The 24,486-nt window shown below is 69.7% G+C and carries 21 protein-coding genes; 3 read left to right on the top strand and 18 right to left on the bottom strand.

The features are described from left to right. Positions 1 to 4: 4 nt before the first annotated feature. The 4 genes from ASF44_RS19825 to mltG are packed head-to-tail and all read right to left on the bottom strand — an operon-like array spanning position 5 to position 3,010. Positions 5 to 364: a PilZ domain-containing protein gene (locus tag ASF44_RS19825; RefSeq protein ID WP_056900971.1), complete on the bottom strand. Its 360-nt coding sequence runs from the start codon at positions 362 to 364 to the stop codon at positions 5 to 7. Next, the gene (locus ASF44_RS19820; protein WP_056900970.1) at positions 361 to 1,359 is read right to left on the bottom strand and encodes a DNA polymerase; all 999 of its coding nucleotides are present in this window, start codon (positions 1,357 to 1,359) and stop codon (positions 361 to 363) included. Before ASF44_RS19820 ends, ASF44_RS19825 begins: the two co-directional genes overlap by 4 nt. After that, positions 1,356 to 2,036: a dTMP kinase gene (tmk, locus tag ASF44_RS19815; RefSeq protein ID WP_056900969.1), complete on the bottom strand. Its 681-nt coding sequence runs from the start codon at positions 2,034 to 2,036 to the stop codon at positions 1,356 to 1,358. The genes ASF44_RS19820 and tmk overlap by 4 nt, the downstream gene beginning before the upstream one ends. Before the next feature lie 5 nt (positions 2,037 to 2,041). Further along, the gene (gene mltG, locus ASF44_RS19810) at positions 2,042 to 3,010 is read right to left on the bottom strand and encodes an endolytic transglycosylase MltG (protein ID WP_200930632.1); all 969 of its coding nucleotides are present in this window, start codon (positions 3,008 to 3,010) and stop codon (positions 2,042 to 2,044) included. Positions 3,011 to 3,075: 65 nt separating this feature from the next. Between mltG and ASF44_RS19805 the strand changes: the two genes are divergently transcribed. After that, positions 3,076 to 4,014 carry a folate-binding protein YgfZ gene (locus ASF44_RS19805; RefSeq protein ID WP_056900967.1) on the top strand — a complete coding sequence of 313 codons (939 nt, stop codon included), beginning with the start codon at positions 3,076 to 3,078 and terminating at the stop codon, positions 4,012 to 4,014. Here ASF44_RS19805 and ASF44_RS19800 read toward each other — a convergent pair. From ASF44_RS19800 to ASF44_RS19785, 4 genes are read right to left on the bottom strand one after another with little or no spacing between them, the layout of a single operon-like run. Continuing rightward, positions 3,990 to 4,874, bottom strand: coding sequence for a YbgC/FadM family acyl-CoA thioesterase (locus ASF44_RS19800; RefSeq protein ID WP_056900966.1), 885 nt, complete (start codon positions 4,872 to 4,874; stop codon positions 3,990 to 3,992). The genes ASF44_RS19805 and ASF44_RS19800 overlap by 25 nt on opposite strands. Continuing rightward, complete coding sequence (locus tag ASF44_RS19795; RefSeq protein ID WP_235579281.1) at positions 4,871 to 5,839, bottom strand: alpha/beta hydrolase; 969 nt, start codon at positions 5,837 to 5,839, stop codon at positions 4,871 to 4,873. Before ASF44_RS19795 ends, ASF44_RS19800 begins: the two co-directional genes overlap by 4 nt. Then, positions 5,839 to 6,645 (bottom strand): HDOD domain-containing protein, encoded by an 807-nt coding sequence (locus ASF44_RS19790; protein WP_056900965.1) that lies wholly within the window; start codon positions 6,643 to 6,645, stop codon positions 5,839 to 5,841. Before ASF44_RS19790 ends, ASF44_RS19795 begins: the two co-directional genes overlap by 1 nt. Positions 6,646 to 6,685: 40 nt before the next feature. Beyond that, positions 6,686 to 9,052 carry a Tex family protein gene (locus ASF44_RS19785; RefSeq protein ID WP_056900964.1) on the bottom strand — a complete coding sequence of 789 codons (2,367 nt, stop codon included), beginning with the start codon at positions 9,050 to 9,052 and terminating at the stop codon, positions 6,686 to 6,688. A 223-nt stretch (positions 9,053 to 9,275) separates the two neighbouring features. Here ASF44_RS19785 and ASF44_RS19780 point away from each other — a divergent pair, with 223 nt between their 5' ends. Together ASF44_RS19780 and ASF44_RS19775 are read left to right on the top strand one after the other, a co-directional pair. Next, positions 9,276 to 10,040: a hypothetical protein gene (locus ASF44_RS19780; protein ID WP_156374602.1), complete on the top strand. Its 765-nt coding sequence runs from the start codon at positions 9,276 to 9,278 to the stop codon at positions 10,038 to 10,040. 161 nt (positions 10,041 to 10,201) lie between these two features. Then, complete coding sequence (locus ASF44_RS19775; protein ID WP_056900962.1) at positions 10,202 to 13,183, top strand: EAL domain-containing protein; 2,982 nt, start codon at positions 10,202 to 10,204, stop codon at positions 13,181 to 13,183. Between the two features lie 21 nt (positions 13,184 to 13,204). Here the strand turns inward: ASF44_RS19775 and ASF44_RS19770 are convergent, their stop codons facing one another. The 10 genes from ASF44_RS19770 to ASF44_RS19725 all read right to left on the bottom strand — a co-directional run bounded on the left by ASF44_RS19770 (position 13,205) and on the right by ASF44_RS19725 (position 24,465). Then, the gene (locus tag ASF44_RS19770; protein WP_056900961.1) at positions 13,205 to 14,107 is read right to left on the bottom strand and encodes an SDR family oxidoreductase; all 903 of its coding nucleotides are present in this window, start codon (positions 14,105 to 14,107) and stop codon (positions 13,205 to 13,207) included. Positions 14,108 to 14,126: 19 nt separating this feature from the next. Next, the gene (locus ASF44_RS19765; RefSeq protein WP_056900960.1) at positions 14,127 to 15,056 is read right to left on the bottom strand and encodes a glutathione S-transferase family protein; all 930 of its coding nucleotides are present in this window, start codon (positions 15,054 to 15,056) and stop codon (positions 14,127 to 14,129) included. A 25-nt stretch (positions 15,057 to 15,081) separates the two neighbouring features. After that, entirely contained in the window at positions 15,082 to 16,716 is a 1,635-nt protein-coding gene (locus tag ASF44_RS19760) for an isovaleryl-CoA dehydrogenase (protein WP_056900959.1), read from the bottom strand. Positions 16,717 to 16,742: 26 nt separating this feature from the next. Then, positions 16,743 to 17,759, bottom strand: coding sequence for an NADP-dependent oxidoreductase (locus ASF44_RS19755; RefSeq protein ID WP_056900958.1), 1,017 nt, complete (start codon positions 17,757 to 17,759; stop codon positions 16,743 to 16,745). A 35-nt stretch (positions 17,760 to 17,794) separates the two neighbouring features. Further along, on the bottom strand, positions 17,795 to 18,211 hold the full coding sequence (locus ASF44_RS19750; RefSeq protein ID WP_056900957.1) for a PaaI family thioesterase: 417 nt from the start codon (positions 18,209 to 18,211) through the stop codon (positions 17,795 to 17,797). Further along, positions 18,208 to 19,002: an SDR family oxidoreductase gene (locus tag ASF44_RS19745; protein ID WP_056900956.1), complete on the bottom strand. Its 795-nt coding sequence runs from the start codon at positions 19,000 to 19,002 to the stop codon at positions 18,208 to 18,210. Before ASF44_RS19745 ends, ASF44_RS19750 begins: the two co-directional genes overlap by 4 nt. Positions 19,003 to 19,027: 25 nt before the next feature. Beyond that, the gene (locus ASF44_RS19740) at positions 19,028 to 19,231 is read right to left on the bottom strand and encodes a hypothetical protein (RefSeq protein WP_056900955.1); all 204 of its coding nucleotides are present in this window, start codon (positions 19,229 to 19,231) and stop codon (positions 19,028 to 19,030) included. 75 nt (positions 19,232 to 19,306) lie between these two features. Continuing rightward, the gene (locus ASF44_RS19735; RefSeq protein ID WP_056900954.1) at positions 19,307 to 21,148 is read right to left on the bottom strand and encodes an acyl-CoA dehydrogenase; all 1,842 of its coding nucleotides are present in this window, start codon (positions 21,146 to 21,148) and stop codon (positions 19,307 to 19,309) included. Between the two features lie 4 nt (positions 21,149 to 21,152). Continuing rightward, positions 21,153 to 22,328, bottom strand: coding sequence for an acetyl-CoA C-acyltransferase (locus tag ASF44_RS19730; protein ID WP_056900953.1), 1,176 nt, complete (start codon positions 22,326 to 22,328; stop codon positions 21,153 to 21,155). 37 nt (positions 22,329 to 22,365) lie between these two features. After that, positions 22,366 to 24,465, bottom strand: a complete 2,100-nt coding sequence (locus ASF44_RS19725; RefSeq protein WP_056900952.1) for a 3-hydroxyacyl-CoA dehydrogenase NAD-binding domain-containing protein — start codon at positions 24,463 to 24,465, stop codon at positions 22,366 to 22,368. Positions 24,466 to 24,486: the final 21 nt, after the last annotated feature.

The raw sequence follows: 24,486 nt of genomic DNA, 5'->3' as shown, positions 1-24,486 counted from the left end.
GGAATCAAACGGTTTGGGTGGGCCGGTCGGACATGAGGTGCCCGCTCAGCAGATCCTCGATCTTTTCCTTGAGCTGGCGCGACTTGTCGTCCCGGGGGAACTGGATGCCAACGCCCTGCGTGCGGTTGCCCGATGCGCGCGACGGCGTGACCCAGGCCACGCGCCCGGCGATCGGGTAGCGCTGCGGATCTTCCGGCAGGGACAGCAGCACATACACGTCGTCGCCAAGTTGGTACTCGCGCGAGGTCGGGATGAACAGGCCGCCCTCGGCGAACAAGGGAATGTAGGCCGCATAGAGGGCGGCCTTTTCCTTGATCGCCAGCTGGATGACGCTGGGGCGCGGGGCCGGGGCGGGACTGCTCATGGTGTGCGCGAGTTTAGGGCGGTTTTCGCGAGCGCAACAAGCGACTCCAGCATGAGGCCTGCGTTGAGCGGGTGCTCTGCGATCCGCGCACTGTCCTGCAGCTTGCGCGACCACTGCAGCAAGGCGTCCAGCCGGGCCGCGGGCGGCAGGTCGGCGCTGGCGAAGAAGCGCGGTGCGGCGCCCTGCCCCACGCGCATCAGGTCGTGGCAGAGCTTGTGCATGGCATCGACCAGCTCCGCGGGCGCCAGCCCACTGACGGCGCCCATGTCGCCGCGCGCCAGCGCCTGCGGCAAGGCGCTCCAGGCGCGCGCGCTGCGGCCGGCCTCGACCATGCGCAGCGCCTCGGCCGGCCGGCCGCCTGCCGCGGCCAGCAGCACGGGCACGTCCTGCGCGGCCACGCCCTCCTGGGCCTGCAGCCATTCATGGGCCTCCTGCTGGGCGGGCCAGGCCATCTGGTGGCCCATGCAGCGGCTGCGGATGGTGGGCAGCAGCAGGTGCGCGGCCCCCGTGGCCAGCACGAAGCGCACATCGCCGGGTGGCTCCTCCAGCGTCTTGAGCAAGGCGTTGGCGCTGATCGCATTCATGCGTTCGGCCGGGAACACCAGCACCGCCTTGCCGCGGCCGCGCGCACTGGTGCGCTGCCCGAACTCCACGGCACCGCGCATGGCCTCGACGCGGATCTCGCGGCTGGGCTTGCGCTTCTTGTCGTCGATCTCGGCCTGCGCCTTCTCGTCCAGCGGCCAGCCCAGCGCCAGCATCTCCACCTCGGGCAACAGCACGCAGAGGTCGGCATGGGCGCGCACATCGATGGCGTGGCAGCTGGCGCAGGCGCCGCAGGCGCCCTGCCCGTCCGCGCGTTCGCACAGCCAGGCCCGGGCCAGCTCCAGCGCCAGTTCGTACTGGCCCAGGCCGGAGGGGCCGGACAGCAGCCAGGCGTGGCCGCGCTGGGCCAGCAGGCTGGTGCGCTGGCGCTGCAACCAGGGTGCGACGCTCATCGTGGCCCCGCCTGCGCGGCCACCATGATCGCCAGCCAGCCGCGCCGCACCATGGCGGCCGTGATCTGCTGCCAGACCGCATGCCGCGTGGCGTCGGCCGCGATGCGCACGAAGCGCGCGGGGGCCGCCGCGGCCCGTTGCGCGTAGCCGGCGTGCACGCGCGCGAAGAAGCTGGCCGGCTCGGCCTCGAAGCGGTCGGGCGTGCGCGCGGCGGCCAGCCGCTGCGCCGCCACCTCGGGCGCAAGCTCGAACCACAGCGTCATGTCGGGTTGGCGCAGTTGCCCTGCCGGCAGGGCCTCGCTGGCCTGCACCCATTGCTCCAGCGAAGCCAGCACGCCGGTGTCGAAGCCGCGGCCCGCTCCCTGGTAGGCAAAGGTGGCGTCGGTGAAGCGGTCGCACAGCACCACCTCGCCCCGTGCGAGCGCGGGCTCGATCACGCGCCGTAGGTGGTCGCGCCGCCCGGCGAACACCAGCAGGGCTTCGGTCAAGGCATCCATGTCCTCGTGCAGCACGAGTTCGCGCAGGCGCTCGGCCACGGGCGTACCGCCCGGCTCGCGCGTCTGGGTCACCGTGCGTCCCTGGGCGCGGAAGGCATCGGCCAACGATGCGATGTGGCTGGACTTGCCGGCGCCATCGATGCCCTCGAAGCTGATGAAGAGGCCGCGTGGTAGGTGCATGCTGCTCAACGCCCGCGTATGTAACGGTTGACGGCGCGGTTGTGCTCGTCCAGCGACTGGCTGAAATGGCTGCTGCCATCGCCGCGCGCCACGAAGTACAGGGCGCTGGAATCGGAAGGCTGCACCGCAGCCAGCAGGGAGCGCGCGCCCGGCATGGCGATCGGCGTGGGTGGCAGGCCGGGCCGCGTGTAGGTGTTGAAGGGCGTGTCGGTGCGCAGGTCGCTGCGCCGCAGGTTGCCGTCGAAGCGCTCGCCCATGCCGTAGATCACGGTCGGGTCGGTCTGCAGCAGCATGCCGATGCGCAGCCGGTTGTGGAAGACGGCGGAGATGTCCGCGCGGTCCTCGCCGCGGCCGGTTTCCTTCTCGACGATGCTCGCCAGCACCAGGGCCTGCTCGGGGGTCTTGAGCGCCACGCCCGGCAGCCGCTGGCCCCAGGCCGCCTCCAGTTGCCTGTCCATGGCCTGCAGGGCCTGGCGCAGCACGGCGAGGTCGCTGCTGTCCTTGGCATAGGTGTAGGTATCGGGAAAGAAGCGCCCTTCCGGCGCCACGCCGGGGCGGCCCAGCGCGGCCATCAGCGCCGCGTCGTCCAGCGCGCGGCTGTCGGGCTTGATGCGCTCGGCCCGGGCCAGCGCCTGGCGCATCTGGCGGAAGGTCCAGCCTTCGACGAAGGTCACCGCGCGCAGCGCCTGTTCGCCGCGCACCAGTTTGTCGAGCAGCGTGCGTGGCGTGGTCCCGGGTGCGAACTCGTAGCTGCCGGCCTTGATCAGGCGCGACTGGCCCGACAGCCGGAACCAGGCAAACAGGGCCCAGTCCGGCGTCTGCACGCCGGCTTCGGTGGCTGCGCTGGCGATGGCACGCGCGCTGCTGCCGGGTGCGATGTTCAGTTCCACCGGCGCACGGGCCAGCCGCAAGGGCTGGTCCAGCCACCACCAGGCGCCCGCTGCCGCAGCACAGGCCAACACCAACAACACCATCAGCCCACGACGCACAGCAGCCCTACAAGCCAGGAGAACAAGAGCCGGCCATGATAATTCAGCCCATGCAACCCACCCCCGACACCCGCAATGGCCTCGCGCCGCTGACGCATCTGGGCGTGATCGCCGTCCAGGGCGAGGAAGCCGCCAAGTTCCTGCACAGCCAGCTGACCCAGGATTTCGTGCTGGTCGCGCCCGACCAGGCCCGCCTTGCCGCGTTCTGCTCGCCCAAGGGCCGCATGCAGGCCAGCTTTTTCGGCCTGCGCTGGACCGATGGCCAGGTGCTGCTGGTCTGCGCACGCGACCTGCTGGCGCCCACGCTCAAGCGCCTGTCCATGTTCGTGATGCGCACCAAGGCCAAGCTGCGCGACGCGAGCGACGAGTTCCAGCTGCTGGGCGCGCTCGGCCCCAGCGCGGCCGCGCTGATGGACGGCAACCCCGCGCCCTGGCACCGCCAGGACGTGGCGGGCGGCGTGGCGGTGGCGCTGTACCCGGCGGACGGCCAGCCGCGTGCGCTGCTGGTGCTGCCCGCGCAGGCCGCCCTGCCCGGTGCCGTGGCATCGGCGCCGGCACTGCCGCTGGCGCAATGGCAGCTGTCCGAGGTGCGCAGCGGCGTGGTGCTGGTCACGCAGCCGTTGTTCGAGGTGCTGGTGCCGCAGATGCTGAACTACGAGTCCGTCGGCGGCGTGAGCTTCAAGAAGGGGTGCTACCCGGGCCAGGAGATCGTGGCACGCAGCCAGTTCCGCGGCACGCTCAAGCGGCGCGCCTACGTTGTGCATGCCGATGCCGAGCTCGTGGCGGGCCAGGAGGTGTTCCAGGCCAGAGAGGCCGATCAACCCACCGGCACCGTGGTGCAGGCCGCAGCGAACCCTGCTGGCGGCTGGGACGCGGTGGTCTCGGTGCAGATCGCGGCCGCCGAGGCCGGCCAGTTGCGTGCCGGCAGCGCCGCCGGCCCTGCACTGCGGCTGGAGCCCCTGCCCTACGCCCTGCTGGCCGACGTCTGAGCCGTGAGCGGCAGCACCATCTCGACGTGGGCGATGCCCACCTCGTCGAAGGGTTCGCCCCGCACTGCAAAGCCCAGCCGGCGGTAGAAGCCTTCGGCGCTGCGCTGTGCATGCAGCACGACCTCGCGGTCGCCGCGCGCAGCCGCCGCCTGCACCAGCGCCTGCAGGATCTCGGCACCCAGGTTCGCGCCGCGCAGCATGTGGCGCACGGCCATGCGGCCGACCTTGGCCACGCCGGGCGCGTGCTGCAGCAGACGCCCCGTCGCCAGCGGTTGGTCCAGACGGTTGTAGAGCACGGCGTGCACGGCCGTGGCGTCCGCATCGTCCCATTCGTCCTCGCGCGCGATCCCCTGCTCCTCGATGAAGACCTCGGTGCGCACGCGGCGCGCGTCGGCCTGCAGCGCATCCCAGCTGTTCAGCCGCAACTGCGTCACGCGCTGGCCGGACTCGTAGTCCAGCAGCAGCGCGCGCAACGCGTCCGGCACCGGCCGGGACTTCTGCTCCACAGGGTCGGCGAAGACGTAGATGAGCTCGCCCGTGATGAGCAGCTGGTTGCCGCGGAAGATCGCGCCGGCGAAGCGCATGGAGCTGCGGCCCACGTGCTCGCACTTCAGCGCCACCTCGAGCTGGTCGTCGTTGCGCGCCGAGGCGTGGTACTCCACCGTCGCCTTCTTCACGTAGAGCTCGCCACCCAGCGCCGTGAAGCCCTCTTCGTATGGCAGCGCCAGCGCACGCCAGTAGGCGGTGACGGCCGTGTCGAAGTACATCAGGTAGTGGCCGTTGAAGACGATCTTCTGCATGTCCACCTCGACCCAGCGCACGCGCAGGCGGTGGAAGAAGCGGAAGTCCTGGCGTTTCATGGTGTGTCTCCTGCGGTCTGCAATGCGGTGGCAAGCGCACGCGCCGCGTCGGCATGGGCCGTGCGCGCCTGCGGGATCGCGCGGCCCATCTTGATGAATTCGTGCACCACGCCGCGGTAGATCTCCAGGTCCACCGCGACACCTGCGGCGCGCAGCTTGTCGGCGTACAACACGCCCTCGTCGACCAGCGGATCGCATTCGGCCAGGCCGATCCAGGCCGGGGCCACCCCGTCCACGTCGCTCGCGTTGAGCGGGGCGAAGCGCCAGTCCGCCCGCGCCGGCCGGTCGGGCTGCACCTGGTCGAAGAACCAGTCGATGCTGGCGGACTCCAGCACGAAGCCCCGGGCGAAGCGCTGGTGCGAGGGCGTGTCCTGGAACGCCGCGCAGCCCGGATAGAACAGCAGCTGCAGGGCCAGCGGCAGGCCGGCGTCGCGCGCGGCGATGGCACAGACCGCGGCCAGCGTGCCGCCCGCGCTGTCGCCGCCGACGGCCAGCCGCGTGGTGTCCAGGCCCAGCGCCGCACCATGCGCGGCCAGCCACTGCAGGGCGTCCCAGGCATCGTCCTGGGCGGTCGGAAATCGGTGCTCGGGCGCCAGCCGGTAGTCCAGCGACAGCACCGCGCAGCCGGCCTGGTGGGCCAGTTCGCGGCACAGCGTGTCGTGCGTCGCCACCGATCCGATCGTGAAGCCGCCGCCGTGCAGATACAGCAGCACCGGCAGCGGCGCCCCGGTGCCGGGGGCCACCAGCCGTGCCGGCAGCGTCTGGCCGTCGCGCGTGGGCAGCGCCAGATCCTGCACGCGCGGCAGTTGCCGCAGCGGGATGTCCAGCACGCCGGCGCCCAGCGCATAGGCCGCACGCGCCTGGGCGGGCGGCAGGCTGTGCAGCGGCGGGCGTCCGGCACGGTGCATGCGGTCGATCACGCCGCGCATGGTCGGCGTCAACAGGTCTTGCGGGTTCTTGTGCATCAGGTGTAGGTGGCGCTGCCGCCGCCCCAGTCGATCGGGTCTTGCTGCAGCACCATGTCGATGTCCAGGCCCAGCGCCAGCCCCACCTCGCCCGGAAAGCTGGTGGCCAGCGCGCGCTCGTCGTAGCCCGATGCCTGGGCCCGTGCGCGCCATGCCGCCAGGTGCACGAGGCCGGCCAGCGGCTCGTAGACCTCGTTGTCGAAGGGCGCGATCTGGTAGCGCAGCGCGTCCACCAGCGGGCCGGGAAACTGCCACTGCTGCGCCAGCGTGGCGCCGGCTTCGGCATAGGTCGTGCCCAGCATGCGCTGCTGCAGCTTGGCGCGCCGCACGTCGCACAGGCCGGCGACCAGGTTGACGGAGGCCATGCCATCCTGTGCCGTGGCGTGCAGCGCCAGCTCGCCCACGGCGTGCAGCAGGCCGGCGCTGTAGGCCACCGCCTGGTTCTGGCGCACGCTGGCCGCCAGCGCACGCGCCAGCTTGGCCACCTGCAGACTGAAGCGCCAGAACTGCGGCAGCGACAGCCCCGGCGCGGCGTTCGGCCCGCTGGCCAGCGCTGCGGCTTGCGCCAGCGGGCGCAGTGCCTCGGTCGGCAGCAGCGCCAGCGCCTGCGCCACGCTGATCACGCCGCGCGTGTCCTCGCGGTGCACGGCATTGGCCAGCCGCAGCAGCCGCATGGCCAGGGCCGGGTCGCCGCAGAACAGCTGGCTGGTGCGGCGCAGGTCGGGCGCCTGCCGGGCCAGTTCGGTCAGCAGCAGCGCCACCAGCTTGGGGCTGCTGGGCAGTTCCTGCGCTGTGGTCGCCGGCATGGTCGATGTTCGTCCTGCGCGGTTCTTCGCGGTGGTGGCGTCAGCGCTTGGCGGCCTGCAGCTTGGCGAAGGCCGAGGCCATCGCCGAAGGCGCTGCCGCCTCCTGCCGTGCGCCGCCCTGGCGGTTGCGCGGGCCGCTGTGCTCGAACCGGTTCTCGCGCGGGGCATCGCGGCGCACCGGTGCGGCATCGAGCCGCATGGTCAGGCTGATGCGCTTGCGCGCCACGTCGACCTCCAGCACCTTGACCTTGACGATGTCGCCGGTCTTGACGACTTCGCGCGCATCGTTGACGAACTTGTTGGCCAGCTGGCTCACGTGGACCAGCCCGTCCTGGTGCACGCCCAGGTCGACGAAGGCGCCGAAGGCCGCCACGTTGCTGACCGTGCCCTCCAGCAGCATGCCTTCGACCAGGTCCTTGATGTCTTCGACGTTGTCGTTGAAGCGCGCCACCTTGAAGTCCGGGCGCGGGTCGCGGCCGGGCTTTTCCAGTTCGGACATGATGTCCTTGACCGTGATGACGCCGAACTTCTCGTTGGCGAACAACTCGGGCCGCAGCGTCTTGAGCATCTCGGCGCGGCCCATCAACTCCTGCACGGGCTTGCCGGCGCGCTCCAGGATGCGCTCGACCACTTCGTAGGTCTCCGGATGCACGCCGGTCATGTCCAGCGGGTTGGCGCCGCCGCGGATGCGCAGGAAGCCCGCGCTCTGCTCGAAGGTCTTGGGGCCCAGCCCGCTGACTTCCAGTAGCTGCTGGCGGCTGGCGAACGCGCCGTGGCTTTCGCGCCAGCGCACCACCGCCTTGGCCACGCTGGGCGACAGGCCGGAGACACGCGAGAGCAGCGGCACGCTGGCGGTGTTGAGGTCCACGCCCACCGCGTTCACGCAGTCCTCGACCACCGCCTCCAGCGTGCGTGCCAGTTCGCCCTGGTTCACGTCGTGCTGGTACTGGCCCACGCCGATGGACTTGGGGTCGATCTTGACGAGCTCGGCCAAGGGATCCTGCAGCCGGCGCGCGATGCTGGCGGCGCCGCGCAGGCTGACGTCCACGTCGGGCATTTCCTGCGAGGCGAATTCGCTCGCCGAGTAGACCGACGCGCCGGCCTCGCTGACCACCACGCGCTGCAGCTGCACGTCGGGCGCGAGCTTCTCCAGCCGCTTGATCAGGTCGGCCGCCAGCTTGTCGGTCTCGCGGCTGGCCGTGCCGTTGCCGATGGCGATCAGGTTCACGCCATGCCGGGCGCACAGCTGCGCCAGCGTGTGCAGCGAGCCCTCCCAGTCGCGCCGCGGCTCGTGCGGGTAGACGGTGGAAGTGTCGACCAGCTTGCCCGTGGCATCGACCACCGCCACCTTCACGCCGGTGCGGATGCCGGGGTCCAGCCCCATCACCACGCGCGGGCCGGCGGGCGCGGCCAGCAGCAGGTCGCGCAGGTTGTCCGAGAAGACCTTGATCGCCACCTTCTCGGCGTCCTCGCGCAGCCGGGTGAACAGGTCGCGCTCGGTCGACAGGCTCAGCTTGACGCGCCAGGTCCAGGCCACGCACTTGCGCAGCAGGTCGTCGGACGGCCGGGCCTGGTGGCTCCAGCCCAGGTGCAGCGCGATGCGGCCCTCGGCCAGGCTGGGCACCGGCTGGCCGGGCTTGGCGGGGGCAGCATCGGATTCGGGCAGCACCAGCTTGGCGTCCAGGATGTCCAGCGCGCGCCCGCGGAACACCGCCAGCGCGCGGTGCGATGGCACGCGGCCGATCGGCTCGTCGTAATCGAAGTAGTCGCGGAACTTGGCGACATCGGCATGGTTCTCGTCCTTGCCGGCCGCCAGCTTGCTTTGCAGCAGGCCCTCGTCCCAGAGCCAGCCACGCAGGCCCTGCACCAGCGCGGCATCTTCGGCCCAGCGCTCGGACAGGATGTCGCGCACGCCGTCGAGCACCGCGGGCACGGTGGTGAAGTCGTCGCCGTTCTCGCCCTTCTCGGGCTTGACGAAGGCGGCGGCCTCGTCGGCCGGCACCAGCGTGGGGTCGGCGAACAGCTTGTCGGCCAGGGGCTCGATGCCGGCCTCGCGCGCGATCTGGCCCTTGGTGCGGCGCTTGAGCTTGTACGGCAGGTACAGGTCCTCGACCTCCTGCTTGGAGGCCGCGGCCTCGATGGCGGCGCGCAGCTGCGGCGTCAGCTTGCCCTGCTCGTCGATGCTCTTGAGCACGGCTTCGCGGCGGTCTTCCAGCTCGCGCAGGTAGGCCAGGCGGGCTTCCAGTTCGCGCAGCTGCACGTCGTCCAGGCCGTTGGTGACCTCCTTGCGGTAACGGGCGATGAAGGGCACGGTGGCGCCGCCGTCGAGCAGTTCGACGGCCGCCTTGACCTGGTCTTCGCGGATCTTGATCTCGGCGGCGAGCTGGCGAAAGATTTTCTGGAGCATCCTGGGAAACGGTTGCAGAGGGAGAAGGGGCGGCAGTTTGCCATAGGCTTTTGCGGTCCCTGGCATCCACCGTTCAATGGATGTTTTGTCTCCGAAACACCTACAAACGCTTCATCCAAACCGGGACTTCTGTTACCGAAAACAGAAATTTACATTCACTCACAGGTAAGGGCGGGTCCAGGCGGGCAATGGTTGCAGCGCGGGCCGGCTGGGGAGGATTGCTGTGAATCTGAATGAACACCAAGGTCGGTCGGCGCCTTCTGGCTGGTCGCGCACTCAGGAACTGCTGGCCCTGCCCATGCAGGCGGAACGGCTGCCCTTCAGCGTGCGCGTCGTGCGGTCCGAGGCCGACCTGCACAAGGCCGTGCACGTGCGCCACAGCGCCTACGCGCGCCACGTGCCGGTGTTCGCCGAGAGCCTGCGCGCTCCGGAGGCCTACGACACCATGGACGGTGTGGTGGTGCTGTTGGCCGAATCCAAGCTGGACGGCTCGCCCTTGGGCACGATGCGCATCCAGACCAATGCCCATCGCCCATTGACGCTCGAGCAATCCGTCGATCTGCCCGACTGGTTGCGCTCGCGCCCACTGGCCGAGGCGACACGGCTCGGTGTCGGCGAACGGGTGCAAGGCAGGGCGGTGAAGACCATCCTGTTCAAGGCGTTCTATCTGTACTGCGTGCAGCAGCAGATCGAATGGATGGTGATTTCCGCCCGCACGCCCATCGACAGGCAGTACGAACGCCTGCTGTTCTCGGACGTGGACCCTGCTCGTGGCTATATCCCACTGCCGCATGTCGGTAATTTGCCACACCGCATCCTCTCCTTCGAGGTCGGGACGGCAGAGGAGCGCTGGGCGGCCAACCGGCACCCGTTGTTCGACTTCATTTTCCGCACGCACCATCTGGACATTGATCTTGGAGGACCCGCCCCCGCCAAGTCTGCGTGGGGTGGCAACTTCGCAACGCCCACGCCACGGATGGCCATGTAGCGCCGCACTTTTCATGAATTGGGCCGTCGATTTCACAACACGGTGGCTCCGAGAGCGCCTCACTTGCGCATTTCTGATCGAATACGCTCATAATTTGTTTCAATTTGTGGTCAATCAGGCCACGCCCCCGTGTCGGTGGGTTTTGAGCGGAATCGGACAACATGACAAGCATTCGCGCGGCCTTGCGCAGGCTGCACGGCGTTCTGGACAAGGGATTGGTGGCCACGGGCACGCACGCCATGCCTGTGCTGATCGCCTTGCTGTCGGCCATGGCCTTGTGGGGCTGGTCCAGCCATTACGAAGCGCCCGGCGCGCGGGTGCTGCAGTTCCGCGTCCTGCCGCCGTCAGGCAACGAGGTGCTCGAACCGCGCCAGGCGCTGGCCCGCCTGCACAAGCAGCCTGCTTCCACCGAGCTGCTCGACACCCAACTGTCCGAGCAGACGTTCTGGCTGCTGGTGCCACTGGCTGCCCAGGGCGTGGACCTGGCTGGTTCGGCGGTCGAGTTCGGCTCCCGCCATGCCAGTGAGCTGAGCTGCTGGAACGCCGAGACCCTGCGACCGCTGGGGCGGGTCACCCGCAGCGAAAGCGAAGGCGAGATGGCGCCGGTGAAGGCCGGCTTCGGCCTGTCGCTCGTGGCGGCCGGGCAACCGCGCACCTTGCTGTGCAACAGCCGTTACGTCGGGCCGGCTCGCGTCAGCGTGACGGCCTGGCCCGCCAGCGCCTTGCAGGCTTCCGTGCAGGAGTTCCACCGCAATGCCGGCTTGCTGGACGGCGGCCTGATCGTTCTGGGCTTGTTCGTTCTCACGACTGCATTGATCAACCGCAGCAGCCTGTACGTGCTCTTCGCCGTGTGGCTGTTGGTCAACCTGCGCATGGGCGCCTTGTCGGCCGGATGGGACACGCAATGGCTGGGCCGCACCGTTCCGCCCGACTGGCTTCCCCGCATCCGGCTGATGACCATGGCGCTGTACTACACGCTGACCATCACGCTGTTCCGCGAACTGTTCCGCGACGACCTCGCCAAAGTCGGCAACACCCGTCTGCTGCAGTTCGCGCAGTGGAGCTGTCCGCCATTGCTGCTGGCTGCGGCCACGCTGCCCTACGCCACCGCCCTGCCCTTCATCTGGGCCGCCACCGGGCTGAACACCTGTGTGCTGGTGGTGTTCCTGGGCTTGATCCTGTACCGCACGCGCTCGCGCGTGGCCATGTGGTACAGCGCCTCGCTCGCCGTGACACTGGCCGCCAGCCTGTACGAGGTGGCCTCCGCCGCGATGGGCATGCGCGGCCTGATCGGCGCCGTCAACAGCGTGACGGCGGCACTGTCGTCCAGCCTGCTCGCCTCGCTGGCCATTGCCGAGCAGATGCGCCAGGAACACAACCAGCGGCTGGAAGCGCAGGCCCAGCTGGAGCACACCTTCGAGGCCATGCCCATCGGCCTGTTCACGCTGGACCTGCAGGGCCGCTTCACCAGCGCCAACCCGGCCCTGCGCGCCATGCTGGTCGCCGACGTGCTGGCGCCCGGCCGCGAAGCCTGGGACCGCTACTTCCACGACGGCGCCTGGCAGCAGCTGCTGCAGCTGCTGCAGGCGCAGGACAACGTGTCGCTCGAACTGCGCGGCCGCAAGCCGGACGGCGGCAACGTGCACAAGCGCTTCCTGGTCAAGGCCGCGCGGGCGCGCGACAAGGTCGAAGGCTCGCTGCAGGACGTGACCGACTCCTCGCGCGCGACCGAGGAACTGCAGTTCATGGCCAACAACGACGCGTTGACCAAGGTGCTCAACCGCCGCGGCATCGAGCGCGAACTCGAACGCGCACTGCTCGACATGAACGCCAGCCATCCGCTGGCCCTGGCCTACCTGGACCTGGACCGCTTCAAGCTCATCAACGACCTGTTCGGCCACAACGCCGGCGACGAGGTGCTGCAGCAGGTCTGCGCGCGCGTGGGCAACATGCTGTCGGGCAGCATGGCGCTGGGCCGCATGGGCGGCGACGAGTTCCTGATCCTGATGCCCGACACGCGCATGCCGCTGGCCGCCGTGATCTGCCAGGGCATCGTCTCGGCCATCGGCGGCACGCCCTACCGGGTGGGCGACAAGGCCTTCCACGTGCGCGGCTCCATCGGGCTGATCGAGGTCAGCCCCGGCACGCGCTTCAAGGACGCGGTGTCCACCGCAGACCGGGCCTGCCGCGAGGCCAAGACGCGCCACAACGAAGGCCTGGTGGTCTACGAGAAGAACGCGCAGGCGTTCCAGGACCACCATGCGGAGCTGCAGCTGGTCGAGCGGCTCTCGGGCGGCCGCGCGACCGACGGCCTGTTCCTGCAGATGCAGCCCATCATGTCGCTGTCCGCGCCGCACGCCTCGCTGAACTTCGAGGTGCTGCTGCGCATGCGGGGCGAGGACGGCAAGCTGGTGCCGACCGAACGCGTGATCGCCGCCGGCGAGAACAGCGGCCGCATGGGCGTGATCGACCGCTGGGTGCTGTCGGCCACGCTGACCTGGCTCAACACCCACCTCACGCGGCTGCGCAACACGCGCTTCGTGTGCATGAACCTGTCGGGCGCCTCGCTCAACGACGAGAAGTTCATGAACGACGTCTACACCCTGCTGGCGCAGAACATCCACGTGGCCAGCTTCCTGTGCTTCGAGATCACCGAGAGCGTGGCGCTGCACGACCTGGACAACACGCGGCGCTTCATCGACAAGGTACGCAGCTATGGCGCCAAGGTGGCGCTGGACGACTTCGGCGCCGGCTACACCTCGTTCTCCTACCTCAAGGAACTGCCGGCCGACCTGCTCAAGATCGACGGCAGCTTCATCGTCAACATGAACAAGCACCCGGCGAACGTGGCCATCGTCGAGGCCATCGTGAACCTGGGCCGCAACCTGGGCATGCGCACCGTGGCCGAATGGGCGGAAGACCTGGCCACCGTGCGCACCCTGGTGGAGATCGGCGTGGACTACGTGCAGGGCTATGCGATTGCCCGGCCGCAGTCGGCCGAGCGGCTGCTGGCGGCCTCGTCGTCCGCCAGCTTCATCGAGGACGCCGAAGTGGCGCGCTACACGGCCTCGCTGGAACGCACCGACGACGCGGTGCTGCAGGTCGACCTGTTCGAGCAGAACCGGACCCGCCGGCTGCACTGAGCCGGCGTTGCGCCGGCTCCGTCAGCCGCGCAGGGCCTTGCGCAGTTCCACGCCCAGCTCGGGCTTGTGCGCGAACGGGTCGGTCGGGTTGCGCTGCTGCAGGATGTCTTCCATGCGCACCTGCACCGAGCCGATGGCCCGCGGGTGGCTGTAGATGTAGAACTGGTCCGCGGCCACCGCATCGAAGACCTTCTGCGCCACCTCGGCGGCGGACACCTTGCCGGCGCCCACGGCCTTGTCCATCATGGCCTGCCCCACCAGCTGGCTGCGCGTGGCCTCGCCGGGGGCCAGGTCGGCCGGGCGGTTGCGTTCGCTGGCCTGGATGCCGGTGGCCACGAAGTACGGGCACAGCACGGAGGCACCCACCTGCCCGGTGACCAGCGCCAGGTCCTGGTAGAGCGTCTCGGTCAGCGCCACCACGGCGTGCTTGCTGGCGTTGTAGATGCCCATGTTGGGCGGCGTGAGCAGGCCGGCCATGCTGGCGGTGTTGACGATGTGGCCGCGCCAGGCCGGGTCGTTCCTGGCGGCCTGCAGCATCATGGGCGTGAACACGCGCACGCCATGGGCCACGCCCATCACATTGACGCCGAACACCCACTCCCAATCGCGCGCGCTGTTCTCCCAGAGCAGGCCCACCGCACCCACGCCGGCGTTGTTGAACACCAGGTGCGGCGCGCCGAAGCGTGCCAGCGTCGCCGCGCCCAGTGCCTCGACCTGCTCGGCTTTGGACACGTCGACGCGCAGCGCGAGCACCTCGGCGCCCAGCGCCGTGAGCTCGGCAGCGGCACTGTCCAGCGCGTCCTGCTGCACGTCGGCCAGCACCAGGCGCATGCCCAGCCGCGCGCCGATGCGCGCGCATTCCAGGCCGAAGCCCGAGCCGGCGCCCGTCAGCACGGCGGTCTTGTTCTTGAAATCTGCAATCACGCGCTGTCTCCTGGGATCGTCAAGCCGCTTTCAGCACGTAGCCGATGCGCGGGAAGTGCACATGCACCGTGCCCGCGCGCGGGTCCGTGCGCCTGAGCGTGTAGTGCATGCGCGTGGCGGCCACCAGTTCGCCCTCGGTCGGCTCGGGGCCGAAGCTCTCGGCCGCCACCGTCACGCGGCTGCCCAACGCGATGCCGTGCTCGTCCTGGAAGGTCTGGCCCTCCACCGGCAGCGGCTCGGCCGCCGCGGCGATGGCCACGGCATCGGCGCTGGACAGCTTGGCCGGCTGCCCATGGCCGATCGCGGCCATGCGGTCCATCCAGGCCAGCACCGAAGGGAAGGCGTCCAGCACGCCCGCCATGGAAGGCGTGCGCACGCGGCAGAACCACAGCGGGTGGTAGGCCGCGAAATCGGCCACGCCGGGCGTGGCGTCGACCAGGTAGTGCTGCGTCTCCAGCGATTCGGACAGCCGCCGCAGGTAGGACTTGAGCGCGGCCGCGGCGTCGGCCGGACGCAGACGCGTCATGTTGGCGCTCATCGCGCGGCGGTCCTCGCCGAAGGCCTTGGCGGCCTCGGGCGGCATGTTGCCGAACATGTCGCCCAGGCCCTTGGCCTGCAGGGCATAGGCCATGGCCGCCCAGAACAGGCTGGTGTCGGCCCATTGCGCGAGGATGCGCGCCATGCCCTTGTGCTGCGGCGGGTACAGGCTGGGCAGCGGTTGCCGGTGCTCCAGCACGTCGCAGATCAGGGCCGTATCGCAATAGATGTCGGCACCGACCTGCAGCAGCGGCGTCTTGCGGTAGCCGCCGGTCAGCGCCAGCACATCGGGCTTGGGCAGGATGGGCGGGATGTGGACCGACTGGTAGGCCAGCTGCTTGAAGCCCAGCACGAGCCGGATCTTCTCGGCGAACGGCGAGGTGGGGTAGTGGTGCAGGATCAGGTCGGACATGGGGCCTTCTCTTTCTTCAGTGGGTTCATCGAGGTGCGGCACGCGCGATGATGGCGTCGAAATCGCAGGCGGCGGAAAGGCTGCCGAAGCTGCGCCCCCAGTCACCGGCCAGGCGCGAGGCGCAGAACGCATCGGCCACGGCCGGTGCCGAATGCCGCACCAGCAACGCGGCCTGCACGGCCAGCGCGATGTCCTCAGCCAGGCGCCGCGCCTGGACTTCGCCGTCGACCTGCGCGATGCGCTGCGGCAGCACGGCCGCCATGCGGTCGAGTGCGGCATGGCCGCGCGCGGGCGCCAGCTCGGCGGCCAGCGCGGCCGCCACGTCGCCCTTGCGCAGCACGCGCAGCAGGTCGAGCGCCATGATGTTGCCCGCGCCTTCCCAGATCGAGTTGAGCGGCATCTCGCGGTAGATGCGGGCCATCACGCCCTCGCCGCCCTCCTCCACGTAGCCGTTGCCGCCCAGGCATTCCATGGCCTCCTGGCCGAAGGCGCTGCCGCGCTTGCAGATCCAGAACTTGGCGACGGGCGTGAGCAGGCGCGCCATCAGTTGCTCGTGCGCATCGCCGGGCCGGTCGAAGGCATGGGCCAGACGCAGCGCCAGCGCCGTGGCGGCCTCGGACTCCAGCGCCAGGTCGGCCAGCACGTTGCGCATGAGGGGCTGCGCCGCCAGTGCCTTGCCGAAGGCCTGGCGCTCGGCCGTGTGGTGCAGCGCCAGGGCCAGCGCCTGGCGCATGAGGCCGGCGGTGCCCAGCGCGCAGTCCAGCCGCGTCATCGTGCCCATCTCGAGGATCTGCGGCACGCCGCGGCCTTCCTCGCCGACCAGCCAGGCCTGGGCGCCATGGAACTCGACCTCGGAGCTGGCATTGGCCTTGTTGCCCAGCTTGTCCTTGAGCCGCTGGATGCGGATGGCATTGCGTGCGCCGTCGGGCAGCACGCGCGGCAGGAAGAAGCACGACAGGCCGGCCGGCGCCTGCGCCAGCACCAGGAAGGCATCGCACATCGGCGCCGAGAAGAACCACTTGTGGCCGGTGACCGCGTAGCGCTCGCCCCAGCCGTCGCGGCCGGCGTGCACGGCTTGGGTGGTGTTGGCGCGCACGTCCGAGCCGCCCTGCTTCTCGGTCATGCCCATGCCCATGGTCACGCCGGGCTTGTCGGCGACGAAGCGCAGCGCCGGGTCGTACCAGCGGCTCTGCAGCTTGGGCGACCAGTCGGCGTGGACGGCAGCGTTGCCGCGCAGCGCCGGTGCCACGGCATAGCTCATGGAGATCGGGCACAGCACCGACGGCTCGAGCTCGGTGAACAGCATGAAGCCGGCCGCGCGCTGCAGGTGGGCATGCGCCCCGCCCGCCCAGGGCGTGCCGTGCAGGCCGGCGCCGACTGCGGCCGCCATGAGCGCGTGGTAGCTGGGATGGAACTCCACCTCGTCCACGCGGCGGCCGAACCGGTCGTGCGTGTGCAGCTGCGGACCGTGCACGTTCGCCAGCCGCGCGTGGGCCTGCATGGCCGACGTGCCCAGCGTGCTGCCGAGCGACTGCAGCGGCGCCAGCTGCAGCTCGGGCGCATGGAAGGCCAGTGCGTCGCGCAGGCCGCGGTTCGTCGCGAACAGGTCGTAGTCGACCAGCGCCGAGCTCTGGTTGAAGACGTCGTGCGTCCGGTCCATGGCGGCCTCCTTGGGCGCTGTCGGGCTCAGGTCAGCTGCACCAGCTGCTTGCCGAAGTTGCGGCCCTTGAGCAGGCCCAGGAAGGCCTCGGGCGCGGCCGCCAGGCCCTGCGCGACGGACTCGCGCGGGCGCAGCTTGCCGCTGGCCACGAGGCCACCGAGTTCTGCCAGCGCCTCGGGCCAGACCTCCATGTGCTCGCTGACGATGAAGCCTTCCAGCCGGATGCGGTTGATGAGCAGCAGCGAAGGGTTGGTCAGCGGCAGCGGCGCGCCGTCGTAGCCGGCGATCATGCCGCACAGCGCGATGCGCGCGAACGCGTTGGTGCGCAGCAGCACGGCGTCCAGCACGATGCCGCCCACGTTCTCGAAGTAGCCGTCGATGCCCTGCGGGCAGGCCGCCTTGAGCGCGGCCGACAGGCTCTTCACGTCGCCATGCACCTTGTAGTCGATGCAGTCGTCGAAGCCGAGTTCATCGCGCACGTAGGCGCACTTGTCCGGGCCGCCCGCCACGCCGACCACGCGGCAGCCGCGCGCCTTGCCCAGTGCGCCGAAGGCACTGCCCACGGCGCCGCTGGCCGCGCTGACGACCAGCGTGTCGCCGGCCTTGGGCGCGATGATCTTGACCAGGCCGTACCAGGCCGTGACGCCCGGCATGCCGACCGCGCCCAGGTAGTGCGACAGCGGCACCTGGCTGGTGTCGACCTTGCGCAGCACGCCGGGCAGGTTGCCGTCCACCACGCTGTACTGCTGCCAGCCGCCGAAGCCGACGACCTTCTCGCCCACGGCGAAGCGCGGGTTGCGGCTCTCGACGATCTCGCCCACGGTGCCGCCCTGCATGACCTGGCCCAGCGGCTGCGGCTGCGCGTAGCTCTTGCTGTCGTTCATGCGCCCGCGCATGTAGGGGTCCAGGCTCATGAAGTGGTGGCGCACCAGCACCTGGCCGTCAGCCAGCGCGGGGGTGTCGGTCTCCACGAGCTTGAAGTTGCTGGCCTGGGCTTCGCCCTCGGGACGGTTGTCGAGCAGGATCTGCTGGTTGCGTGGCATGGTGGCCTCCTTGGGGGTTGTGTCGGTCGCGGGCGTCAGTCGCTCGGCGGCGCCGGCATGGACGGTGCGCGCGGGATGTACTTGAAGGTGCCGGTGGCGTGGGCACAGAGCTGGCCCTGGGCGTCTTCGATGCGCCCTTCGGTGAAGGCCATGCGGCCGGTCGCCTGCAGCACGCGGCCGAAGGCGACCAGCGGGCCGCGCGCGGCCTGCATGAAGCTGGTCTTCATCTCGATGGTCAGCACGCCCAGCTCGGGCCGCAGGCTGCGCGCGGCGGCTGCCATCGACACGTCGAGCAAGGTCATGCACGCGCCGCCGTGCGTGACGTGGAAATTGTTCAGGTGCTCGGGCTTGGCCTCGTAGCGCATCTCGGACTGGCCGTCCTCGAAGCGCGTGAGCGCGATGCCCAGGTGGTCGATGAAGGGCACGGCGAACAGCTGCTGGATCTCGCTCATGCCGCGCCCAGCACCACGCTCACCCCGCCATCCACAGCAAGCCACTGGCCGGTGATGTGCTTGCCCGCATCGCTGGCGTACAGCAGGGTGATGCCCTTGAGGTCCTCGTCGTCGCCCAGGCGCTGCAGCGGTGCGCCGGCCTTCATGTTGTCTTCGCCCAGCTGGTCGATCAGCCCGCTGGCCATCCTGGTGCGGAAGAAGCCCGGGCAGATCGCGTTGACCGTGATGCCGTGACGCCCCCACTCGGCCGCCAGCGTGCGCGTGAAGCCGATGACGGCCGTCTTGGAGGTGTTGTAGGCCAGCGTCTTCATGCCGACCGGGTTGCCGTTGAGACCGGCGATCGACGCGATGTTGATGATGCGCCCGCTGCCCTGCCCGATCATGCAGCCGTTGGCGATCTGCTGGGCCAGGATGAAGTAGCCGCGCACGTTGAGGTTCATGACCTTGTCCCAGGCGGCGACAGGGTGCTCCTCTGCCGGCGCACCCCAGCTGGCGCCCGCGTTGTTGACCAGGATGTCGACGCGGCCGAAGCGCGCCAGCGTCTGGTCGGCCAGCGCGCGCGTCTCGTCTTCCCTGGCGCAGTCGGCGGCGATCCAGTCGGCGGCGATGCCGGCGGCCTTCAGCTCCGCCGCGGCCTGTTCCAGGTCCTCGGCCTTGCGCGAACTCAGCATCACGCGCGCGCCGGCCTCGCCCAGCGCATGGGCCATCTGCAGGCCCAGGCCGCGCGAGCCGCCGGTCACGAGCGCGGTCTTGCCGGCCAGGTCGAAAAGTTGCTTCACGTTGCGGCTCATGGTGCTCCTGTGCTCCTTGTGTTGTTCATGGGTTGGGCTTGAGCCGCGCGCGCACGAAGATCAGCATGAACCCGACCGCCGCCACCGCGCCGCCGCAGCCCGCCAGCCACGTGCCCAGGGGCTCGTCGTAGCGCGTGACCGCCAGGCCCAGCACCAGCGTCAGCAGGCCGGCGTAGATCAGGATCCAGATCAGCGACTGCAGCCGCTTCAAGCTCTTGGGTGTTGCCATCGGTGCACTGTACCCAAGCCGGCGCGGCGCGGCATGTCTCCAGCGCGGCCAAGCCTGCCCGGGCCACGGCGTGTATCAGAACGCGTCTTCCGCCATGTCCAGGCAGGTGCTGTCGCAGCGCGCCACCACGTCGAGCCAGGCACCGGTCTTGGGCAGTTCGTAGCGGTAGAAGAAGCGCATCGCCGCCAGCCGGCCCCGGTCGGCCGCGCGGCCTGCCGGACCGTCCGCCTGCGGCACGCAGCACGCCACATCGAGCCAGATCCAGGCCAGCACCGTGTGGCCGAACGCCTGCAGGTAGGGCACGGCATTGGCCAGCGTGCGCTCGGGTTCGCCGCCGGCCCAGGCCGCGCGCGTGGCCTGCAGCACCTGTGCCCAGGCGGCCTTCAAGGCAGCAGCCTCGCTCGCCAGCGCGGGGTGCGCAGCGGCGCGGGCGGCCGTCTGCTCGATGCGCGCGCTCAGCAGCTGCAGGCCGCGGCCCTGCTCCATCAGCACCTTGCGCCCCAGCAGGTCCATGGCCTGGATGCCGTGCGTGCCCTCGTGGATCATGTTGAGCCGGTTGTCGCGCCAGTACTGCTCGACCGGGAAGTCGCGCGTGTAGCCGTAGCCGCCGTGCACCTGGATGGCCAACGAGTTGGCCTCCAGGCACCACTCGCTGGGCCAGCTCTTGGCGATCGGTGTCAGCACCTCCAGCAGCAGCCGGGCCTCGTCGACGGCCTGCGCGTCGCCCGTGCGCTGCATGTCGACCAGGCGCGCGCAATACAGCTCCAGCGCCAGCGCGCCCTCGCCATACGCCTTCTGGGTCAGCAGCATGCGCTTGACGTCGGCGTGTTCGATGATGCGCACCTGCGGCGCATGCGCGTCCTTGCCGGCCTTGCCCTGGGGCCGGCCTTGCGGGCGGTTCCTTGCATAGTCCAGCGCGGCGTAGTAGCCCGCCAGGCCCAGCATGGTGGCCGAAGTGCCGACCGCGATGCGGGCCTCGTTCATCATGTGGAACATGCAGCGAAGGCCCTCGTGCGGCTGGCCGACCAGGTAGCCGATGGCGCCCTGCCTGCCGCTCTCGCCGCGCACGGGGTACTTGCCCTCGCCGAAGTTCAGCAGCGTGTTGGTGGTGCCGCGCCAGCCCAGCTTGTGGTTCAGGCCGGCCAGCGCGACATCGTTGCGCTCGCCGGTGAGCCGGCCCTCGGTGTCGACCATCTTCTTGGGCACGATGAACAGCGAGATGCCGCGCGTGCCGGCGATGGGCTTGCCGTCCGGCCCGGGGATCTTGGCCAGCACCAGGTGCACGATGTTCTCGGTCAGCTCGTGCTCGCCCGAGGAGATCCACATCTTGTTGCCCGTGAGCCGGTAGCGCGGGCCCAGCGGGTCGGCTTCGAAGCCCTCGCCATCGGGCACGGCGCGCGTGGCCACGTCCGACAGCGAGGAGCCGGCCTGCGGCTCGGACAGGCACATGGTGCCCGAGAAGCGGCCGTTGAACGCGTTGCGCGCAAACACGGCCTTCTGCAGGTCGGTGCCGTGCACCAGCAGCAGGTTGGCGTTGCCCTTGGTCAGCAGCGCCGAGTTGATGCTGACCGAGGCCAGCGCGAAGAAGGCATTGGCCGCCGCCTCCACCGTGTAGGGCAGCTGCATGCCGCCCTCGTCGTAGTCCTGCGCGGCGCTCAGCATGCCGGACTCGGCGTAGGCGCGGTTCGCGGCATGGCTGGCCGCCGGCAGGATCACCTTCTCGCCATCGAAGCGCGGCTCCTCGGTGTCCACCAGCCGGTTGAAGGGCGCGTACTTCTCGCGTGCAATGCGCTCGCAGGTGTCGAGCACGGCATCGAAGGTCTCGCGCGAATGCTCGGCGTAGCGCGCAGCGCCGGCCAGCGTCTCGGCCTGCAGCCAGTCGTACAGCAGGAAGTCCAGCAGGGGGCGCAGCGCCATGGCGTTACAGCACCTCGAACACGCCGGCCGCGCCCATGCCGCCGCCGATGCACATGGTCACGCAGACCTTCTTGGCGCCGCGGCGCTTGCCCTCGATCAGCGCATGGCCCGTGAGGCGCTGGCCCGACACGCCGTAGGGGTGGCCGACCGCGATCGCGCCGCCGTTCACGTTGAGCCGCTCGGCCGGGATGCCCAGCTTGTCGCGGCAGTAGATCACCTGCACGGCGAAGGCCTCGTTGAGTTCCCACAGGTCGATGTCGTCGACCGTGAGGCCCAGGCGCTTGAGCACCTTGGGGATGGCGAATACCGGGCCGATGCCCATCTCGTCGGGCTCGCAGCCGGCCACGGCGAAACCCAGGAAGCGGCCCAGCGGCTGCAGGCCCTTCTTCTGCGCCAGCGATTCGTGCATGAGCACGCAGGCGCCTGCACCGTCGGAGAACTGGCTCGCATTGCCGGCCGACACCAGCCCGCCCGGCAGGGCCGAACGCAGGCCGTGGATGGCGTCGAACGTGGTGCCGGGCCGGATGCCCTCGTCGTTCTCCACCGTCACCTTCCTGGTGGTCAGGCCCAGCGTCTTGTCGGCCACGCCCATGGTCACGGTGATGGGGGCGATCTCCTGCTTGAACAGGCCGGCCTCCAGCGCCGCGGCGGCCTTCTGCTGGCTGGCGGCGCCGTACTCATCCATGGCCTCGCGGCCGATGTTGTAGCGCTTGGCCACCTGCTCGGCGGTCTGTAGCATGTTCCAGTAGATCTCGGGCTTCATGGCCTTGAGCTCGGGGTCGATGGCCATGTGCTGGTTCAGCTCCTGCTGCACGCAGGAGATGCTTTCCAGGCCGCCGGCCACGAGCACGTCGTTCTCGCCCGCGACGATGCGCTGCGCGGCCAGCGCGATGGACTGCAGCCCCGAGGAGCAGAAGCGGTTGATGGTCAGGCCCGCGGTGGTGACGGGCAGGCCGGCACGGATGGCGATCAGGCGCGCGACGTTGCCGCCCGTCGTGCCTTCGGGCAGCGACATGCCCATGACCACGTCCTCGACCTCGGCGCCCTCGATGCCGGCGCGCTGCACGGCGTGCTGCACGGCATGCGCGCCCAGCGTGGGGCCGTAGGTCATGTTGAACGCACCTTTCCAGCTCTTGGCGAGCGGCGTGCGGGCGGTGGAGACGATGACGGCTTGGGTCATGGCAATTCCTTGTACAGCGATGCGATCGGTGCGGTGATCAGTTGAAGGTCTTGCCTTCGGCGGCCAGGCGTGCGAGCAGCGGCGCGGGCTGCCAGAACGCGGCATCGTCGAGCGGGTTGGTCGCGAAGCGCTGCATGGCCTGGACGACGTTAAACAGGCCGACCTGGTCCGCGTAGAGCATGGGGCCGCCGCGGTGCACGGGGAAGCCATAGCCGAAGATGTAGACCACGTCGATGTCGCTGGCCTTGTTGGCGATGCCTTCCTCCAGGATGTGGGCCGCCTCGTTGACGAGCGCGAACACCAGGCGCTGCACGATCTCCTCGTCCGAGATCTTGCGCGGCGTGATGCCGAGCGCCTTGCGGTGCTCCTCGATCATCTTGACGACCTCGGCGTTCGGGACCGCGTCGCGCTTGCCGGCCACGTAGTCGTACCAGCCCGCGCCGGTCTTCTGGCCGAAACGGCCGCGCTCGCACAGCAGGTCGGCGGTCTTGCTGTACTTCATGCCGGGCTTCTCGACATAGCGGCGCTTGCGGATCGCCCAGCCGATGTCGTTGCCGGCCAGGTCGCCCATGCGGAACGGACCCATCGCGAAGCCGAACTTCTCGATGGCCTTGTCCACCTGCTCGGGCGTGCAGCCCTCGTCGAGCAGGAAGCCGCCCTGGCGGCCGTACTGCTCGACCATGCGGTTGCCGATGAAGCCGTCGCACACGCCCGAGACCACGGCCGTCTTCTTGATCTTCTTGGACACCGCCATCACGGTGGCCAGCACGTCCTTGCCGGTCTTGGCGCCGCGCACGACTTCCAGCAGCTTCATGACGTTGGCCGGGCTGAAGAAGTGCAGGCCCACCACGTCCTGCGGACGCTGGGTGAAGGCCGCGATCTTGTCCACGTCCAGCGTGGAGGTGTTGCTGGCGAGGATGGCGCCGGGCTTCATGACGGCGTCGAGCTGCTTGAACACCTGCTCCTTGACGCCCAGTTCCTCGAACACGGCCTCGATCACGAGGTCGGCGTCGGCCAGGTCTTCATAGGCGAGTGTGTTCTTGAGCAGCGCCATGCGCTGCTCGTACTTGTCCTGCTTGAGCTTGCCCTTCTTGACCTGGGCCTCGTAGTTCTTGCGGATCGTGGCCACGCCGCGGTCCAGCGCCTCCTGCTTGGTCTCCAGCAGGGTGACCGGGATGCCCGCGTTCAGGAAGTTCATGCTGATGCCGCCGCCCATGGTGCCGGCGCCGATCACGGCCACGGTCTTGATGGCGCGCTGGGGCGTGTCTTCCGGCACGTCGGGGATCTTGGACGCCGCGCGCTCGGACACGAACAGATGGCGCAGCGCGCGCGACTCGGGCGTCCACATCAGTTGGATGAAGGCCTCACGCTCGGCGGCCATGCCGGCGTCGAACTTCTGCTTGGTGGCCGCCTCCACCGTGTCCACGCACTTGGCCGGCGCCGGGAAGTTCTTGGCCATGCCCTTGACCATGTTGCGCGCGAACTGGAAGTAGGCGTCGCCCTTGGGGTGCTTGCAGGGCAGGTTGCGCACCAGCGGCAGCGGCCGCGCATCGGCCACCGAGCGCGCATAGGCCAGTGCTTCTTCCATCAGCGACTCGGGCGATGCAGCCATCTTGTCGAACAGCTTCTGGCCCGGAACCGAGGCGATCAGCTCGCTCTTGACCGGTTCGCCGCTCACGATCATGTTGAGGGCCGCCTCCACGCCCAGCACGCGCGGCAGGCGCTGCGTGCCGCCAGCGCCGGGCACCAGGCCCAGCTTGACCTCGGGCAGCGCCACGGCGCAGCCCGGCGCGCCGATGCGGTAATGGCAGCCCAGCGCCAGCTCCAGCCCCCCGCCCATGGCGACCGAGTGGATGGCCGCGACCACGGGCTTGGCCGAGTTCTCGACCGCGAGGATCACGCTGAGCAGGTTGGGCTCCTGCAAAGCCTTGGGCGAGCCGAACTCCTTGATGTCGGCACCGCCGGAGAAGGCCTTGCCGGCGCCGGTCAGCACGATGGCGCGCACGGCCGCGTCGGCGTTGGCTTGGGCCAGGCCATCGGCAATGCCCTGGCGGGTGGCGAGCCCGAGTCCGTTGACCGGGGGATTGTTCAGGCTGATGACGGCGATATCGCCCTGGACTGCGTAGGCTGCGGTCATGGTGGTGCTCCTCGGGAAATA

Source organism: Pseudorhodoferax sp. Leaf274 (assembly GCF_001422445.1).
Classification (GTDB): Bacteria; Pseudomonadota; Gammaproteobacteria; order Burkholderiales; family Burkholderiaceae_C; genus Pseudorhodoferax.
The sequence above is the reverse complement of the archived record's forward strand: the minus strand, read 5'-3'. Positions and strand labels throughout refer to the sequence as shown.